The 16,843-nt window shown below is 43.2% G+C and carries 15 protein-coding genes; 6 read left to right on the forward strand and 9 right to left on the reverse strand.

Going from position 1 to position 16,843, the window contains the following annotated elements; translation table 11 throughout:
- Positions 1-5 precede the first annotated feature (5 nt).
- The 9 genes from egtD to ACFQ3Q_RS04655 form a co-directional block, all read right to left on the reverse strand.
- A complete protein-coding gene (gene egtD, locus ACFQ3Q_RS04615) occupies positions 6-980 on the reverse strand; it encodes an L-histidine N(alpha)-methyltransferase (RefSeq protein WP_380743399.1) in 975 nt (324 codons plus the stop codon).
- Between the two features lie 12 nt (positions 981-992).
- Positions 993-2,156, reverse strand: coding sequence for an ergothioneine biosynthesis protein EgtB (gene egtB, locus ACFQ3Q_RS04620; protein ID WP_380743401.1), 1,164 nt, complete (start codon positions 2,154-2,156; stop codon positions 993-995).
- A gap of 104 nt (positions 2,157-2,260) precedes the next feature.
- A complete protein-coding gene (locus tag ACFQ3Q_RS04625) occupies positions 2,261-2,671 on the reverse strand; it encodes an energy transducer TonB (RefSeq protein WP_380743403.1) in 411 nt (136 codons plus the stop codon).
- A 21-nt stretch (positions 2,672-2,692) separates the two neighbouring features.
- Positions 2,693-3,070, reverse strand: coding sequence for a TonB family protein (locus ACFQ3Q_RS04630; protein ID WP_380743405.1), 378 nt, complete (start codon positions 3,068-3,070; stop codon positions 2,693-2,695).
- A 29-nt stretch (positions 3,071-3,099) separates the two neighbouring features.
- Positions 3,100-3,924 (reverse strand): thymidylate synthase, encoded by an 825-nt coding sequence (locus ACFQ3Q_RS04635; RefSeq protein ID WP_380743407.1) that lies wholly within the window; start codon positions 3,922-3,924, stop codon positions 3,100-3,102.
- A gap of 138 nt (positions 3,925-4,062) precedes the next feature.
- Positions 4,063-5,772: a NupC/NupG family nucleoside CNT transporter gene (locus ACFQ3Q_RS04640; RefSeq protein WP_380743409.1), complete on the reverse strand. Its 1,710-nt coding sequence runs from the start codon at positions 5,770-5,772 to the stop codon at positions 4,063-4,065.
- Between the two features lie 6 nt (positions 5,773-5,778).
- The gene (locus ACFQ3Q_RS04645; protein WP_380743411.1) at positions 5,779-6,402 is read right to left on the reverse strand and encodes a bifunctional nuclease family protein; all 624 of its coding nucleotides are present in this window, start codon (positions 6,400-6,402) and stop codon (positions 5,779-5,781) included.
- An 88-nt stretch (positions 6,403-6,490) separates the two neighbouring features.
- Complete coding sequence (locus ACFQ3Q_RS04650) at positions 6,491-7,459, reverse strand: electron transfer flavoprotein subunit alpha/FixB family protein (RefSeq protein ID WP_380743412.1); 969 nt, start codon at positions 7,457-7,459, stop codon at positions 6,491-6,493.
- Positions 7,460-7,535: 76 nt separating this feature from the next.
- The gene (locus ACFQ3Q_RS04655; protein ID WP_380743413.1) at positions 7,536-8,282 is read right to left on the reverse strand and encodes an electron transfer flavoprotein subunit beta/FixA family protein; all 747 of its coding nucleotides are present in this window, start codon (positions 8,280-8,282) and stop codon (positions 7,536-7,538) included.
- Positions 8,283-8,592: 310 nt separating this feature from the next.
- Here ACFQ3Q_RS04655 and ACFQ3Q_RS04660 point away from each other — a divergent pair, with 310 nt between their 5' ends.
- The 6 genes from ACFQ3Q_RS04660 (at position 8,593) to ACFQ3Q_RS04685 (ending at position 16,828) form a co-directional block, all read left to right on the forward strand.
- Complete coding sequence (locus ACFQ3Q_RS04660; RefSeq protein ID WP_380743415.1) at positions 8,593-9,570, forward strand: pyruvate dehydrogenase complex E1 component subunit beta; 978 nt, start codon at positions 8,593-8,595, stop codon at positions 9,568-9,570.
- A 104-nt stretch (positions 9,571-9,674) separates the two neighbouring features.
- Complete coding sequence (locus ACFQ3Q_RS04665) at positions 9,675-12,161, forward strand: DUF5686 and carboxypeptidase-like regulatory domain-containing protein (RefSeq protein ID WP_380743417.1); 2,487 nt, start codon at positions 9,675-9,677, stop codon at positions 12,159-12,161.
- A gap of 68 nt (positions 12,162-12,229) precedes the next feature.
- On the forward strand, positions 12,230-12,742 hold the full coding sequence (locus tag ACFQ3Q_RS04670; RefSeq protein WP_380743418.1) for an inorganic diphosphatase: 513 nt from the start codon (positions 12,230-12,232) through the stop codon (positions 12,740-12,742).
- A gap of 118 nt (positions 12,743-12,860) precedes the next feature.
- Positions 12,861-15,146 carry a sodium-translocating pyrophosphatase gene (locus ACFQ3Q_RS04675; protein WP_380743420.1) on the forward strand — a complete coding sequence of 762 codons (2,286 nt, stop codon included), beginning with the start codon at positions 12,861-12,863 and terminating at the stop codon, positions 15,144-15,146.
- Positions 15,147-15,162: 16 nt separating this feature from the next.
- The gene (locus ACFQ3Q_RS04680; protein ID WP_380743422.1) at positions 15,163-16,425 is read left to right on the forward strand and encodes an MgtC/SapB family protein; all 1,263 of its coding nucleotides are present in this window, start codon (positions 15,163-15,165) and stop codon (positions 16,423-16,425) included.
- 154 nt (positions 16,426-16,579) lie between these two features.
- Entirely contained in the window at positions 16,580-16,828 is a 249-nt protein-coding gene (locus tag ACFQ3Q_RS04685; RefSeq protein ID WP_380743424.1) for a DUF7218 family protein, read from the forward strand.
- Positions 16,829-16,843: the final 15 nt, after the last annotated feature.

Here is a 16,843-nt window from a genome sequence, read left to right on the forward strand (position 1 = left end):
AGTTTTTAATTTATGATCTTTCTGAAAATATAATTCTTGTAACAGTTCTCATTATCTTTAAAGCTGGTCTCTACTTCCAGTCCGGCTTCATCCGCAAGCCATTTCACTACGCTGTCATCATATTTCTGGGAGATCTCGGTATGGATACTTTCCCAGGCCTTAAAACTAACTTTCAGATCAAGGCCTTTAATGAATACTTTTTGTGGTTTTTTGCTTACCAGGAAACTCTTGGCCGTTCCCGATTCGGGATCGTAAGTTTCCCAGTGCAGGAACTGGTCGGGATCAAAATCGGCATCTAGTTCCCGGTTGATCCTTACCAGCAGGTTTTTGTTAAAGGCTTCGGTGATCCCCGCAGGGTCATTATAGGCATCAAGGATCTTTTGCGGATGTTTTTTCTGGTCGAAACCCATAAACAGCATATCTTCAGGGTTCATCGCCTCTCTTATATTCCTAAGGAAGTCTATTGCTTTTTCGTGAAGCAGGTTTCCGATATTGGAGCCCAGAAAAAGAATTACCTTTTTCCGGCGGTTATAATCCGAAAGTTTTTCAAGCGTCTTGAAATAGGTGCCCTGTTGTGGCTGAACCTTCACCTTTGGGAGTTCCTTCTTTAACGAAGCCTCCAGTTCTACCAGCACGCTCTGGCTGATGTCTACAGGCAGGTAATTAAAATCGTAATTCTTATCAGAAAGGTATTTAAGAATGATCTTGGTCTTTTTTCCGTCCCCGGCGCCAAGCTCAATTAGGTCAAAACCTGCTTCGGCATTAAAGGAGTCTGAAATCGCGGCGGTATGTGTCTGTAAGATGCCTAATTCGCAATTTGTAAGGTAATATTCCGGCATCTCCATTATTTGCTGGAACAGTTTGTCTCCTTTTTCGTCGTAGATATATTTTGAAAGCAGGTACTTCGGAAAAGCGCTTAGCCCTTTATAAACATCCTCCTTAAAAGGAGAATCAAAATGTAAATTCGGTGTTTTTTTCATGTAATCTGTTGATTATTTTGCAAGTCGGAGACCTGTAAATTGCCATCGCAGGTTCGGATGGAAAAAATTCCTGTAAGTAGGACGTGTATGATTCCTGGAAGTGGCTACCGAACCGCCTCGCAGCACTTTCTGGTTAACCATAAACTTTCCGTTGTATTCACCAAGGGCACCTTCAGCGGTTTTAAACCCTGGGTAGGGGGAGTAAGCGCTTTCGGTCCATTCCCATCGGGAACCCCATTTAAAATAATTTTGCGCCGCTTCCCATTCAAATTCGGTAGGAAGGCGCATCCCTTTCCATTGGGCGTAGGCAAAAGCTTCATAGTAAGAAATATGACTTAAAGGCGCATCGGGCACGAGCTCTTCGAGTCCGTTCAGGGTGTATTGATTCCAGCTTCCGTTTATATTATGCCAGTAGGATGGAGATTTAATTTTATTCTCATTTATCCAATCCCAGCCTTCGGCGTGCCAGAGCAGAACATCTTCATACCCGCCGGCTTCCATAAACTCTATATATTCACGATTGGTAACCAGTTTGTTCGAGATCTGGTATTCGTTAAGGTATCTTTTATGTTTGCCCAGCTCGTTGTCATAACAGAAATCATCAGATTTATGACCGAATTCATAAACTCCTTCTGCGATATTTATCCATTCTCTTTTGAAGTCCTGGATAGGGTTTTCTCTGAACTGGTCATTATATTCTGGAAAGAGCGGATTATTTCCGAGGATATACTTGATGTCTGTGAGCAGGAGCTCCTGGTGCTGTTTTTCGTGATGGCAGCCAATTTCTATGATGCCCAGAAGCTTTTCTGAAAGTTCCTCTTCCTTCAGCACCTTATCCATCGCTTTGGTAACATAGGTGCGGTAATCATAGACCCAGGCCACGGTTGGGCGGGAGAGGTTACCCCTGTTGGTACGTACAACTTTATCGCCTACGCTCTCATAATAGCTATTGAAGACATAAGCTGAATTTTTATCGAAAAGCCGGTAATTTTCCTGGTGATCCTTAAGTACGAACTCCTCAAAGAACCAGGTGGTATGACCAAGATGCCATTTAGGAGGAGAAATATCTACTATGGGTTGTACCACATAGTCTTCGGTTTCCAGAAAGGAGCAAATTCTTTCCGATTTTGCCCGGGTTTCATTAAAAAACTCTAATAGTTCCTGTTGTGACATCATAAAAAAGAGAGATACTTTTTAGGGTATCTCTCAAATTTACGATTTTTTGTCAATGCTCCTTCTTCAAAGGAGTTAAGGCGAAGTTAAAGTATAAAATGCCTGGTCTAGAGGGTGAGCGGGATGGTGTATTTAATAACGGTGGCTTTTCCGCCCCGGGTTCCCGGCGTCATTTGCGGGATGGCGTCTATCATTCTTCGCGCAGCTTCATTTACCATCTCTTTATCGCCTTTTATGGAAAGGATCTCTACATTTCCCTTTTCATTTACCTGAAGGGAAATCGTCGATTTTCCGCGTACTAATTCCCCTGCTTCATTTCTGGGATATTTATAATGCTCCCGAACGTGTTTCATAAGCTGTTTGTTGAAACAGGCTTTTTTGTCGTCCTGCGCTTCGCAGCCCGGCCATACCGGTGCTTTTTCCCTAACAGTTACTGTGTTGCCTTTTACATCAACATCGTCCTGGGCAAAACCCAGACTTGTAACCAGCAGGCAGGCAATAATTAATAAATTTTTCATAGGTGTTTTTTTTATACTATTCTAGAAGTTGAAAGGTACGGTAAATTCCCTCGCGTCAACTTCACCGTTTAGAGTTCCCGGCTTCATTTTTGGGATTTCAAGGATCATTGCTTTGGCTGCTTCATTTACTGCAGGTTCAGATCCTTCAACAGATTTTACGGCAACTTCTCCATTTTCATCGATCTCGAAAGTAATGGTCACTTTTCCGCGAACATACTCTCCCTTATCATTCTTTGGGTATTCGTAATTGGCTCTCACGTGTTGTGAAAGTTTTTGGTTAAAACATGCCTTCACATCATCACTGCCTTCACAACCCGGCCAAACCGGTGAGGTTTGCTGTGCCTGGGCTACGCCAAGACCTCCTACTAACATACATGCAATAACTACTAACTTTTTCATAATTCTTTGAAATTTTAAATTAATAAATACTAAACGGCAACCGGAGCTTTTATGCCCGGATGCGGGTTATAATTCTCTAATTTAAAATCTTCAAACGTAAATCCAAAAATATCTTTTACTTCAGGGTTTAGCTTCATAGTAGGCAGATTCCTTGGCTCTCTTGAAAGCTGAAGTTCTACCTGTTCCATATGGTTGCTGTAAATATGGGCGTCTCCAAAAGTATGTATGAAATCTCCGGCTTCATAACCGCAAACCTGGGCCATCATCATCGTAAGCAGGGCATAGGAAGCGATATTGAAGGGGACACCTAAAAAGATATCGGCACTGCGCTGGTATAGCTGGCAGGAAAGCCTGCCATTGGCCACGTAAAACTGGAAGAAGGCGTGGCAGGGCGGGAGGGCAGCTTTTCCGTTAGTCACATTTTCTGAAAAAGATTTTGAGGTATCGGGTAACACCGAAGGGTTCCAGGCTGAAACCAGCATTCTTCGGCTGTTCGGGTTCTTTTTTAAGGTCTCCACGATCTCTGCGATCTGGTCTATATCTTCACTATTCCAGTTACGCCACTGGTGCCCGTAAACAGGACCTAAGTCTCCGTTTTCATCGGCCCACTCGTTCCAGATTCGAACCCCGTTCTCCTTTAGGTATTTAATGTTGGTATCTCCTTTCAGGAACCAAAGCAGTTCGTGGATGATCGATTTCAGGTGAAGTTTTTTCGTGGTGACCATAGGGAAGCCCTCGCTAAGATCAAAGCGCATCTGGTACCCGAAAACACTCTTTGTTCCGGTGCCAGTGCGGTCTCCTTTTTCTGCTCCGTGCTCCAGCACGTGTTTAAGTAAATCGTGATATTGCTTCATAATCTCTTCTGCTTTTAACTCTGTAAAATAGTGAAACTGAAGCTAAAATATGGAAATGAAGCATAGAATAAAACCGGAAGTTCCCCGGAGTTATCAATTAGTTATTAACGCGGTGTCTTAAGCCTGGTTATGGAACGCCTAGCCAATGATCATTCCGGCAATGGTAGCCGAAAGCAGGGAAGCAAGTGTTCCCCCGATCAGGGCTTTCATCCCGAATTCTGACAGGGTTTTTCGCTGGCCGGGAGCAAGAGAGCCTATTCCTCCAATCTGGATCCCGATAGAAGCGAAATTGGCAAATCCGCACAGCATATAAGTTGCCATAATCACCGATTTCTGATAGGTAAGACTTAACGGGTTTGCAGGATTCTTAAGGTCGGCAAGTTGTACATACCCGACAAATTCACTCGCTGCAAGCTTAATACCCAAGAGTTGTCCCATTAACATCATATCTTCTTTGGCAACACCAATAAGCCACATAAGAGGCGCGAAGATCAAACCAAGAATAGATTCCAGGGAGAACTTAGAGTAAGGCGTGTATTCCGCCATTAGCATATTAAGATGGGTGAAGCCTCCAATTTTACCCAGGATAAAATTGATCATTGCGATAAAGGCGATAAATACCAATAACATTGCCGCAACATTGGCAGCCAGTTTCAGGCCTTCGGTAGTACCATTAGCAATGGCGTCAAGAATATTTGAACCTATTTTTTCTGAAGAAACCTCCAGATTGGTGTTAATCTTTTCGGTTTGAGGGTAGAGGATCTTGGAGATCACAATGGCTCCAGGAGCAGCCATTACCGATGCTGCCAGAAGGTGTTTTGCGAACTGAAGCCTCATCGCAGGATCATCACCTCCAAGGAAGCCTATGTAGGCCGCAAGAACTCCGCCGGCAACGGTGGCCATCCCGCCAATCATTACCAGGAGTATTTCAGAGCGGGTCATTCGCTCCAGGTAAGCTTTTATCATTAGGGGGGCTTCTGTCTGTCCAAGGAAAATATTTCCTGCAACACTCAGACTCTCGGCTCCTGATATTTTTAAGAGTTTTGTGAGGATCCAGGCCATTCCTTTTACGATGATCTGGATCACCCCTAGATAGAAAAGTACCGAGGTTAAGGCGGAAAAGAATATGATGGTAGGAAGCACCTGGAATAAAAATATGAAGCCAAAAGTGTCGACATTCATCATTCCTCCCAGCAGAAATTCACTTCCTGCCGCGGTAAAGTCCAGAATTCGGACAAATATGTTTCCTACAAATTCAAAGATTTTCTGAACAATTGTGATCTTTAGTACTCCCACTGCCAGAAGCAATTGGGCGGCAAGACCAATACCCACTGTTTTCCAGTTTATTCCCCTACGGTTACTGCTAAATAAAAAGCCTATAAATAAAAGAGCAAGCATTCCAAGGGCACCGCGCAAGACACTGCTTGTGGAAATTCCCTGGTTTGGGATCATTTCTTTAGCCACCGGGGCGGGCACTGCTTCGGTTACTTTTTGATCTGCCTGTACGAAACTGTATTTGGTCTCTCCTTCAGAAACCACCATCGAAGAATCGGTCAGTTCAGCGATCCTGTAATTTCTAATGGTGTCCTTTGGTGTTTGGTAAAAAAACACCAGCAAATTGTTTTGGTAAAGATAGTCTCCGGAAGCTGAAGCTTCCTTTGCACCTTCAGGAGTTATACTGAAACGTCCGTCGGAGAGCTCCAGGCTTTGGTCTGCTGAAAAGGCAGGTTGAGAGGTTTGAGTTGTGTCGTTGGAGTTTTCAAATCGCCAGTTCTTGGAGATGCTTTGTGAAAACGTAGTTGAAATGCCAAAAAGAACTAATAGCAGGCAGCACCAGGTTCTGTTCATAGAGGATTATTTTCGTTTGGAGATCTCATCCCTTATACGGGCAGCCTTTTCATAATCTTCATTATTAACGGCTTGTGAAAGAAGGCTTTTAAGTTCGTCCAAAGATAATTTTTTATAATCTGTATCGTCAGATTTGATATTAATATCGTCCGGAAGTAATTCGTCTGAGATTATTTCTTCTTCATTTTCTTCCTGTTCCTTTTTGCGTGGTTCCTCACCTTTAAGGTAAATACCGGCTTTATCAAGGATGTTTTTATAGGTGAAAATAGGCGCATCAAACCTTAATGCCAATGCAATGGCATCACTTGTTCTGGCATCGATGATCTCTTCGATCTTATCTCGTTCGCAAATAAGGCTGGAATAGAAAACTCCGTCCACGAGTTTATGAATGATTACCTGCTTGACAACGATGTCAAAGCGATCGGCGAAATTCTTGAAAAGGTCGTGGGTTAAGGGTCTTGGAGGTTTTATCTCCTTTTCCAGGGCTATGGCGATAGACTGTGCTTCAAAAGCTCCGATTACGATAGGGAGTTTCCTTTCCCCGTCTACCTCGCTTAAAATTAATGCGTAAGCACCGTTTTGGGTTTGACTGTAAGAGATTCCTTTAATGTTAAGGCGCACTAAACTCATATAGCAGTAAAAATTAAAAAAGGCTGTCTAAATAAGGACATTTTCACCAGATTTAGACAGCCCTTTTAAGGGGTGCAAGTTATGAAAATTATGCGTTTTTTGCTTTAAATTCCTTCAATTTTTCGTTCAGCTTTGGAACGATCTCGAAGGCATCACCAACAACACCGTAGTCTGCAGCCTTGAAAAATGGCGCTTCCGGATCGTTGTTGATCACCACTTTAGTCTTGGCAGCGTTGATCCCTGCAAGGTGCTGGATGGCTCCTGAAATACCTACAGCAATGTACAGGTTAGAGGCAACAGGCTTCCCTGTTTGCCCAACGTGCTCGCTGTGCGGTCTCCATCCCATATCGCTCACCGGCTTGGAACAAGCGGTGGCAGCACCAAGGATATCGGCCATTTCCTCGATCATTCCCCAGTTCTCAGGTCCTTTAAGACCACGACCTCCGGATACCACGATCTCGGCATCGGCAATGGTAACCTTGTCTTTTGCTTTATCTACAGATTCCACGTTTACAGAGAAATCACCTTCTGCAAGATTAGGAGAGAAGTCCTCAGCCGTAGCATCTCCGCTGTTTTCCTTAACTCCAAAAGCATTCTTGGAAAGACCAACGATCTTCACATCGGTCTTTAAGGTGGTAAAGTTGAATGCCTTGTTAGTGAAAGCCGTTCTTTTAACTGTAAATGGATCGGTGCTTTCCGGTAATGCCACTACGTTCGAAGCATAGCCGGCATTAAGGTGTACAGATAATAGAGGAGCAAGGTATTTGGCGTTTGCGCTCTGGCTAACTATAACCACCTTGGTTCCTTCTTTTTCTGCAGCCTGGCTTATCGCGTCTGCATAAGCTTCGGCATTAAAATTCTTTAATTTATCGTTGCTTACGTTCAATACCTTATCCACTCCGTATTTTCCTAATTCGGAAGTGTCTTCAGCATTAAAACTTATTGCGGTTACTGAGGTTTGTAACATTCCGGCAACTTCTTTTGCATAAGAAGCGGCCTCAAAGGAAGCTTTCTTGAATTTTCCTTCTTCTGTTTCGGTATATACTAAAACTGACATATGTTTTCTATATTTTTTGCGGGCTTAGCGCCCTTATATTCTTATTTCTTTTAAACCGGTCTCTGAAAAAGATCGCTTAGATCGCTTTAGCCTCGTTGTGAAGCAGATCTATTAATTCGTCAAGGTTTTCAGGGTCTACCAGTTTTACGTCACCTTTAGGCGCAGGTTTCTCGAAATGGGCTGCTTCGGTTTGCGCTTCGGCTCCGGCAGGCTCCACTACATTAAGCGGCTTCTTTCTTGCCTGCATAATTCCGCGCATATTAGGGATCTTAAGATCGCTCTCTTCTACAAGTCCTTTCTGACCTCCGATCACCAAAGGAAGGCTGGCAGTAAGGGTTTCTTTACCTCCGTCAATCTCACGAATAGCCTTGGCTTTGTCTCCATCAATTTCAAGGCTGATGCAGTTGTTTATGAAGTTAGCATCCAGTAAAGCGGCAAGCATTCCCGGTACCATTCCTCCGTTGTAGTCTATGGATTCCCTTCCGGCGATAATTAGGTCATATTCCCCGTCTTTGGCTACTTTTGCTAGTTCTTTAGCTACCTGGAATCCGTCGGTTGCAGGAGTGTTCACTCTAATTGCAGAATCGGCACCAATGGCAAGCGCTTTTCTAAGGGTAGGTTCGGTATCGGCTCCTCCAACATTTACCACATCTACACTTGCTCCCTGCTTTTCCTTGAACCACATTGCCCGGGTAAGACCAAACTCATCGTTAGGGTTGATCACAAACTGAACCCCGTTCGTATCGAACTTGGTATCACCATCGGTAAAATTGATTTTTGAGGTTGTATCAGGTACGTGGCTAATACACACTAATATTTTCATATGAAGAATGTTTTTAATTATATCGTTTTCGTTTACGAAGTTACATAATTTTAATCAAAAAATGCTATGCGTGCATAATAAATTTCAAGCTTTTTGTTTTTATTAAATTAAAGATATCTTAAAAAAAGCGTGTTTTTATTAATTTTAATAAAACTGAAGCCCTTTTTTGCTGTAGATTTTCTCGCGTTTTAATTTTTACTGCGATCGGGTCTGTTTGTCGGGTAAATTTTTGTACCTGAATTGTGGTATAAACATTACTGAATTACTATTTTTGTTCTTTCAAGAATTAGAATAAATATCAAACACTATAATGAAGACAATTCAATTTAGGGAAGCCATTCAGCAAGCGATGAGCGAAGAGATGCGAAAAGACGAGTCCATTTACCTGATGGGTGAGGAAGTAGCGGAATATAATGGTGCTTACAAAGCATCTAAGGGGATGTTGGATGAATTTGGTCCCGAGCGTGTGATAGATACCCCGATTTCGGAGCTTGGTTTTGCCGGGATTGGAGTAGGTAGTGCTATGAATGGCAACCGTCCTATTGTTGAATTTATGACCTTTAACTTCTCCCTGGTGGGAATTGACCAGATCATTAATAATGCTGCCAAGATGCGCCAGATGAGTGGCGGGCAGTTTAATATTCCTATCGTTTTTCGCGGGCCTACCGCTTCTGCGGGTCAGTTGGGTGCTACCCACTCCCAGGCTTTTGAGAGCTGGTATGCGAATACTCCGGGATTAAAGGTAATTGTTCCTTCAAATCCTTATGATGCAAAAGGCCTTCTTAAATCGGCCATTCGTGATGACGACCCCGTGATCTTTATGGAGAGTGAGCAGATGTACGGAGATAAAGGAGAAGTGCCTGAAGATGAATATACTATCGAGATAGGAAAAGCCGATATTAAGCGTGAAGGAACCGATGTTACAATTGTATCATTCGGAAAGATAATCAAAGAGGCTTACAAAGCTGCTGAAGAATTGGAGAAAGATGATATCTCTTGTGAGATCATCGACCTTAGAACTGTTCGTCCTATGGACCACGATGCTATTATCGAATCTGTAAAGAAAACAAACAGATTGGTGATCCTTGAGGAAGCCTGGCCATTTGGAAACGTTTCCACAGAGATCACTTACCAGGTGCAATCCAAGGCCTTCGATTACCTTGATGCTCCTATAGTGAAGATCAACACGGCCGATACGCCTACTCCTTATTCACCTGTTCTTTTAAAAGAATGGTTGCCTAATAGCGAGGATGTGATCAAGGCAGTGAAACAGGTTATGTATATTTAAAACTTTAACGATACCTTATTAAAAGGCTGGTTTCAAAAGTTTAATTTTCGCCTGCTTAAAAATGGCGATGTTACTTTTGAAACAGCCTTTTTTTATGCCTTATTATGAAGAAGATCCTTTTCCTTGTTTTGCTGGTCTCCTGGACTAATGTTTTGGCGCAGACCAAAGCAGGTGGTGTGGTCAAAGACCAGGCGGGGGAGGTGCTGCCTTTTGTGAATGTGATTTTTAAGAACTCCACCAAAGGTACCACGACCGACGAAAGCGGGAAATTCTACCTTCAGACAGATGAGGATTATGATACCCTGAAGGTCTCCTTTATAGGCTATAAAACCCTTAATTATCCTTTAGAGTCTTCGGTTAATCTCGATCTCGAGATCGAGATTCAGGAGGAAACTTCAGAATTGGACGAGGTAAAGATCTTTCGCGGTAAAACCTCAAAAAAAGATAACCCGGCCCTCGCTATTTTGAAGAAGATCTGGGAAAATAAACGCACAAACGGGGTAAGGGCTTTTAAGCAATATGAATACCGGGAATATGAAAAACTGGAGTTCGACCTCAACAGTATAGACAGTTCTGTGATCAAAAACCCCATTTTCAAGGGAATGGAATTCATTTTTGATTATACCGATACCAATCAGTATTCCGGGAAAACCTATCTGCCGGTCTTTATTAACGAATCGGTTACCAAGGTGTATGGGGACAATAAGCTTAATAAGGAACGGGAAGAGCTTCTGGGGAATAAGAATTCCGGGTTCAGTGAGAACCAGAAACTTATCGCTTATGTGAAGGATCTTTATGATGAGTATAATGTCTATGACAATTACCTGAAATTCTATGACAAGAGTTTTGTAAGTCCGCTTTCCACGACTGGAGTCGATAATTACAATTATATCCTGAACGACAGTGCGTATATTGGTGATAAATGGTGTTATAATATCATTTATTATCCGCGGCGTAAGAATGAGCTTACTTTTAAAGGGGATTTTTGGGTGAACGATACTACCTGGGCCATTAAGAAGATCAACCTGGAAACTTCGGCTAAGGCGAATATCAACTGGGTGAAACAGGTATATATCGAGCAGGAATTCGAAACCCTGAATGATTCGGTATTTCTGATAAAAAGAGATCATTTTGTTGCCGATTTCGGTCTTAATAAAAAGGAGTCTTCAAAGGGAATGTATGCAAGGCGTACTCTGATTTATGAAGACTACCAGTTCAATAATCCCAGAAAGAAAGAATTTTACGAGAAACAGGTCTATGAAGCCAGACCTCAGGTCTATACCCGTAGCGATGAGTTTTGGGAAAATAACCGCCTGGAAAAACTGGCAAAACAGGAGGAGGGTATTTATGAAATGCTGGATTCACTTACCAAGGTGAAATCATTTCAGCGGGTGTATGATATTGCAACTATCTTTCAGTCTGGTTATGTGGAATTTAACGGCTGGGATTTTGGCCCTGTATATTCTCTGGTTGGATATAATGATGTGGAAGGCCTGAGGCTAAGGGCAGGAGGTCGCACTTATTTTGGCCAGAACGATCCCTGGCGGATTGAAGGTTACGGTGCCTATGGGTTTAAAGATGAAAAATTCAAATACGGAATTGCGGGTAAATGGCTGTTGGATAAAAGATCAAGGCTGATTGTTTCTGCCGGAAACCGGCGGGACGTGGAGCAGCTTGGCGCGAGTTTGACCAATACTACCGATATCCTGGGGCGTAGCCTTGCTTCTTCTTCTGTTATTAGCGTTGGTGATAATGATAAGTTAAGCAGCATCAATCTTTCGGTCTTTGCCCTCGAGATGGAACCTTTAAAAAACTTCAGGATTAGACTTTCCGGTTCCTACAGGAATATTAAACCTGCTTCCCCAGACTTTAAACTGGATTACTATACAAGTGACGGGAGTTATAGGACCAATCCAGAGATCGACCAGACCGAAGTCTCCACGATGCTTATTTACACTCCCGGGCGGGAGGCTGTTGGCTATGGGGTGGAACAGAATATTATTAACGAGGGGGAGTTTCCGAGCTTCTTTCTGAACTATGGGGTTGGGGTAAAGAATGTTTTCGGAAGTGATTTTGATTATAAGAAACTCCAGTTTTTCTATGATCAGCCATTCCAGATCGGCGGTTTTGGAAGGGCTAACCTCAGTCTTGAAACCGGAAAGACCTTTGGGGACGTGCCCCTGGCGCTTTTAAGTGTGATTCCCGGAAACCAGACTTATTTTGCGATGTACAACAGTTTTCCTGTGCTTAATTACTACGAGTTTGTCACAGATTCTTACGTTTCAGGGCATTTCGAGCATAATTTTAACGGGAGGCTGTTTGCCAGGATTCCTTTATTAAGGGAGTTGAACCTACGGGAACTGGTAGGGATACGGGGAGTGTGGGGAGATCTTTCTGAAGGCAGCAGGAATGTGGATGCTTCAGGGCTGGAACTCCGGGCACCCGATAAAGACCCGTACTGGGAATACAGTCTGGGAGTCGGCAATATCTTTAAAGTACTTCGTATAGATGCCCATTTCAGAGGGAATTATTTTGAAATTCCTGACTCAAGGAGTTTTGCATTAACTGCAAGCTTCGGTTTTCACTTCTAATTAAGAGTTTTACCGCCGAAATTACTTATATTTGCCGCCCTAAATTGAGAATAATAAAGAAAGAAAAAATGTCTGAGACTTTTGATGTACTGATAGAGATCCCAAAGGGGAGTAGAAACAAATACGAATACGATTTTGACCTGAAGAAAGTTCGTTATGACCGAATGATATTTTCTTCTATGATGTATCCTGCCGATTATGGCTTTATCCCGAATACCCTGGCCCAGGACAGCGACCCGCTGGATGTACTGGTGTTGGTAAGTGAACCAACTTTTCCGGGTGTGGTAATGGAAGTAAAACCAATAGGTGTTTTCCATATGGCCGATGAAAAAGGTCCGGATGAAAAAGTGATCTGTGTGCCGGTTTCTGATCCTATCTGGAACAGGTTGAATGACCTTCAGGAACTTAACGGGCATTTGATCAAGGAAATAGAGCATTTCTTCAAGGTTTATAAGGATCTTGAAAAGAAAAAAGTAGATGTTGGTGGATGGGGAGACGCAGCAGAAGCCCGTGAGATCATCCGTCAGTGTGTTAAACGATTTGAGGAGTATGATGGTGATAAAAGCAGATTCGGATTTTAATATAATCTGAGGCTACATAAAATGAATAATTGAAAGCAATAACCTTAAAAAGTTATTGCTTTTTTAATTATCATTGATTTACTACATTAGCCATATTAACTAAAACTTAACATTTAATATGGAATCAATGATGATTTATATGCCTGCAATATTGGCAATTTTGGGCCTTCTATTTATGTGGACCAAAAGATCCTGGGTGATGAAACAGGATGCCGGAGACGGAAAAATGAAAGATATTTCATCTCACATCTACGAAGGGGCGCTTGCCTTTTTAAATGCAGAATATAAATTATTAACCTTTTTCGTGATAGGAGCCAGTATCGCCCTGGCCGCTATCTCATTCATTGTCCCGACCACGCATATATTAATTGTTGTGGCTTTTATTTTTGGAGCCTTCTTTTCGGCGCTTGCCGGAAATATGGGAATGCGCATTGCAACACAAAGTAACGTGCGCACCACCCAGGCTGCCCGTACCAGTTTGCCAAAAGCGCTGAAGATTTCTTTTGGAGGCGGAACCGTAATGGGGCTCGGGGTTGCAGGATTGGCGGTATTGGGACTTACCACTTTTTTTATACTCTTTTTTAACTACTTTATGGGTGGGGTCTGGACCAACACCGCCGATATGACCGTTGTACTCGAAACCCTTGCCGGATTTTCCCTGGGAGCCGAATCCATAGCCCTTTTTGCCCGTGTTGGCGGAGGGATCTATACCAAGGCTGCCGATGTTGGAGCCGACCTGGTTGGTAAAGTGGAAGCCGGAATTCCTGAGGACGATCCAAGAAACCCTGCGACCATTGCCGATAATGTTGGGGACAATGTTGGAGACGTAGCCGGAATGGGTGCCGACCTCTTCGGGAGTTATGTGGCTACCGTTCTAGCGGCTATGGTTCTAGGTAATTATATTATTGAAGATATGGGAGGCGATATCACCTCTTCCGGGTTTGGAGGGATAGGTCCCGTACTTCTTCCAATAGCGATTGCAGGTGCAGGTATCATTATCTCGATAATCGGAACTCTACTGGTGAAGGTCACCGATAATAACGCGAAGGAAGCTCAGGTGCAAAAAGCCCTGAACATCGGGAACTGGGTTTCTATAGGTCTTGTTGCGGTGGCCAGTTACTTCCTTGTGACCTGGATGCTTCCTGCAAAAAGTATGACTATGGGCTTCTTTATAGGCGGGCAGGAAGGTTTTGAATATAAAACCATTTCTTCAATTCGCGTGTTTTATGCCACTCTCGTCGGGATTGGCGTAGGAGGTTTAATTTCGGCAGTGACCGAATATTATACCGGCCTTGGTAAGAAACCCGTGCTTTCTATCGTTCAGAACTCCAGTACGGGAGCAGGAACCAATATTATTGCAGGACTTGCGACCGGGATGATCTCTACTTTTCTTTCGGTTTTATTATTTGCGGTAGCGATATGGGTTTCTTATGCTTTCGCAGGTTTCTACGGGGTGGCTCTTGCCGCTTCGGCTATGATGGCTACCACGGCTATGCAGCTTGCTATTGATGCTTTCGGACCAATTGCAGACAATGCCGGGGGAATTGCAGAAATGAGTGAACTTCCTGCCGAGGTACGTGAACGTACCGATATTCTTGATTCCGTAGGGAATACCACGGCAGCAACCGGTAAAGGATTTGCCATCGCTTCAGCAGCGCTTACTTCGCTCGCACTTTTCGCAGCTTACGTGACCTTTACGGGAATAGACGGGATAAATATCTTTAAGGCTCCCGTGCTTTCAATGCTGTTCATTGGCGGAATGGTGCCGGTAGTGTTTTCGGCCCTTGCAATGAATTCTGTTGGAAAGGCTGCAATGCAGATGGTGCGTGAAGTAAGAAGACAGTTCAAGGAAATTCCGGGAATTATGGAAGGAACCGGAAAACCGGAATATGATAAATGTGTTGAAATTTCAACAAAAGCAGCGCTTCGTGAAATGCTGCTTCCGGGAGCCCTTACCATCGGCTTCCCTATTGCTATTGCTTTGATCCCGATGTTGTTCGGTTACGAAAATGTTCTTATCGCTGAAATGCTTGGAGGTTATATGGCCGGAGTTACCGTAAGTGGTGTGCTTTGGGCGATATTTCAAAACAATGCCGGAGGTGCCTGGGATAACGCCAAGAAGTCTTTTGAAGCCGGAGTAATGATCAACGGAGAGATGATGTATAAAGGTTCTGATGCTCATAAGGCTGCGGTTACCGGAGATACGGTCGGAGATCCCTTCAAGGATACTTCAGGGCCTTCTATGAATATTCTGATCAAGCTTACCTGTCTTATCGGGCTTGTACTGGCTCCTATTTTGGGAGGTCATACTACCGATATTACAGATGAGCTTGAGGAAGATGAGGCTAAAGTTATTCAGGTAGAACAAACTCCTGAGACTGCTGCTGTTTTGAAAGCAGAATAAGTGTTATTTTTAATAGATGATAAATTATGAGGATTTAACGACTCTGGGTATAGCACTCGGTTTGGGAATGCTCGTGGGTTTACAACGCGAGCACGCCCGTAACCGGATTGCCGGGGTACGCACTTTCACCCTGATTTCAATTTTGGGGACTGTTGCAGGATTCCTAACCCGTGACCTCGATAATCCTTTTATTCTTCCGGTGCTTGGTCTTAGCCTGGCGGGAATGGTCTTTGTCGCGGAGGCCCTGGATAAAAAGACCAAGATGGATCCCGGCCAGACTACCGAGGTGGCCGTGCTTCTAATGTATGCCATTGGCGCTTACCTGGTGATGGGAGACAGGATAATTGGCATTGTGGCAGGCGGACTGATGGCAATATTGCTTTATGCCAAGGCGCATCTTCATAATTTTATAGATAAACTTAAAGATTCAGATATTTCCGCAATTATGACCTTTGCGGGAATATCTCTTATTATTCTTCCCATACTCCCGGATGAGACCTACGGACCTTTTGATGTGCTCAACCCGCACAACATCTGGCTTATGGTAGTATTTATAGTTGGGATAAGTGTTGTAGGATACTTTATTTATAAATTCTTCGGAAAAGATTCCGGGATTATTTCTAACGGGATCCTGGGCGGACTTATTAGCAGTACTGCAACAACCGTAAGCTATGCCCGAAAGCAGAAGGAGTCACCAAATATTGCGATGGTAGCAGCTTTTGTGATCACTACTGCATCTGCCATAGCTGTTATCAGGATACTTTTGGAGGTGTTTGTGATCATACCCGCAGACTTTCCAAAGCTAGTAATGCCAATACTTTTCAACTTTGTGATAATGGCCGGGATTTGTATCTGGCTTTTTTACCGTATAAAACAGGACGATGAGTTGAATCAACTGCCGGAGCCTAAGAATCCGGCGCAGTTTAAGACAGCCCTCGTATTCGGGATACTTTACGGGGTTATTCTTATACTGGTAGCTTTTGCTAAAGAGCAATTTGGGAGGGGAGGTCTTTATATTGTTTCCATAATCAGCGGCCTAACCGACGTTGATGCCATTACCCTCTCGTTGTCTAATATGATCAAAAATGAAACGATAAAGACCGCAACAGGTTGGAAACTCATTTTACTGGCTTCTGTTTCAAACCTTTTTTTTAAAGGCCTGCTGGCTATAACTATTGGTTCGGGCAGACTTACAAAATGGCTGGGGATCGCCTTTGGCTTATCCATCCTCACCGGTATTCTTACCTTGCTGCTTTGGCCTGAAAACTGGCACTTTTAGACGGTTTTAAAACTTCTATACTCAATTTGTGTGTTGTTAATGTTCGGTAAAAATCGGTTGATATTCACCGTGTTGATTTAACAAGATGTCAACTAAATTCAATTCATATTCTCGTAAATTGAATAAGAAACGTTCAATTTTAAACTTTAAGGATATGGCTGAAAATCACGGACCGCAGATCAAGAATGACGAACAATACGAAGAACTCAGGGATAAGGGGATGAGCAAGTCTAAAGCTGCACGTATTGCAAATGATTCTGATTCAGGAGAAAAAGGAGGAAAATCTGAAAAATATGAAGACCGTACCAAGGAAGAACTATATGAAAAAGCCCGGGAAGTAGGTATCGAAGGGCGGAGTAAAATGAGCAAGAAGGAGCTGATAAAATCGCTTCGAAATTCCTGAAATATTAAAGTTATT

It is taken from the genome of Salegentibacter chungangensis, assembly GCF_042678405.1.
Lineage (GTDB): Bacteria > Bacteroidota > Bacteroidia > Flavobacteriales > Flavobacteriaceae > Salegentibacter_A > Salegentibacter_A chungangensis.

Excerpts from the sequence above, each read along its gene's own strand:
- ACFQ3Q_RS04665 (WP_380743417.1), top strand. The coding sequence starts at position 9,675 with ATGAAGAAGATCCTTTTCCTTGTTTTGCTGGTCTCCTGGACTAATGTT.
- ACFQ3Q_RS04635 (WP_380743407.1), bottom strand. The coding sequence starts at position 3,924 with ATGAAGCAATATCACGATTTACTTAAACACGTGCTGGAGCACGGAGCA.
- ACFQ3Q_RS04670 (WP_380743418.1), top strand. The coding sequence starts at position 12,230 with ATGTCTGAGACTTTTGATGTACTGATAGAGATCCCAAAGGGGAGTAGA.
- ACFQ3Q_RS04625 (WP_380743403.1), bottom strand. The coding sequence starts at position 2,671 with ATGAAAAATTTATTAATTATTGCCTGCCTGCTGGTTACAAGTCTGGGT.
- ACFQ3Q_RS04640 (WP_380743409.1), bottom strand. The coding sequence starts at position 5,772 with ATGAACAGAACCTGGTGCTGCCTGCTATTAGTTCTTTTTGGCATTTCA.
- ACFQ3Q_RS04645 (WP_380743411.1), bottom strand. The coding sequence starts at position 6,402 with ATGAGTTTAGTGCGCCTTAACATTAAAGGAATCTCTTACAGTCAAACC.
- ACFQ3Q_RS04685 (WP_380743424.1), top strand. The coding sequence starts at position 16,580 with ATGGCTGAAAATCACGGACCGCAGATCAAGAATGACGAACAATACGAA.
- ACFQ3Q_RS04680 (WP_380743422.1), top strand. The coding sequence starts at position 15,163 with ATGATAAATTATGAGGATTTAACGACTCTGGGTATAGCACTCGGTTTG.
- egtD (WP_380743399.1), bottom strand. The coding sequence starts at position 980 with ATGAAAAAAACACCGAATTTACATTTTGATTCTCCTTTTAAGGAGGAT.
- ACFQ3Q_RS04650 (WP_380743412.1), bottom strand. The coding sequence starts at position 7,459 with ATGTCAGTTTTAGTATATACCGAAACAGAAGAAGGAAAATTCAAGAAA.
- ACFQ3Q_RS04660 (WP_380743415.1), top strand. The coding sequence starts at position 8,593 with ATGAAGACAATTCAATTTAGGGAAGCCATTCAGCAAGCGATGAGCGAA.
- egtB (WP_380743401.1), bottom strand. The coding sequence starts at position 2,156 with ATGATGTCACAACAGGAACTATTAGAGTTTTTTAATGAAACCCGGGCA.
- ACFQ3Q_RS04675 (WP_380743420.1), top strand. The coding sequence starts at position 12,861 with ATGGAATCAATGATGATTTATATGCCTGCAATATTGGCAATTTTGGGC.
- ACFQ3Q_RS04630 (WP_380743405.1), bottom strand. The coding sequence starts at position 3,070 with ATGAAAAAGTTAGTAGTTATTGCATGTATGTTAGTAGGAGGTCTTGGC.
- ACFQ3Q_RS04655 (WP_380743413.1), bottom strand. The coding sequence starts at position 8,282 with ATGAAAATATTAGTGTGTATTAGCCACGTACCTGATACAACCTCAAAA.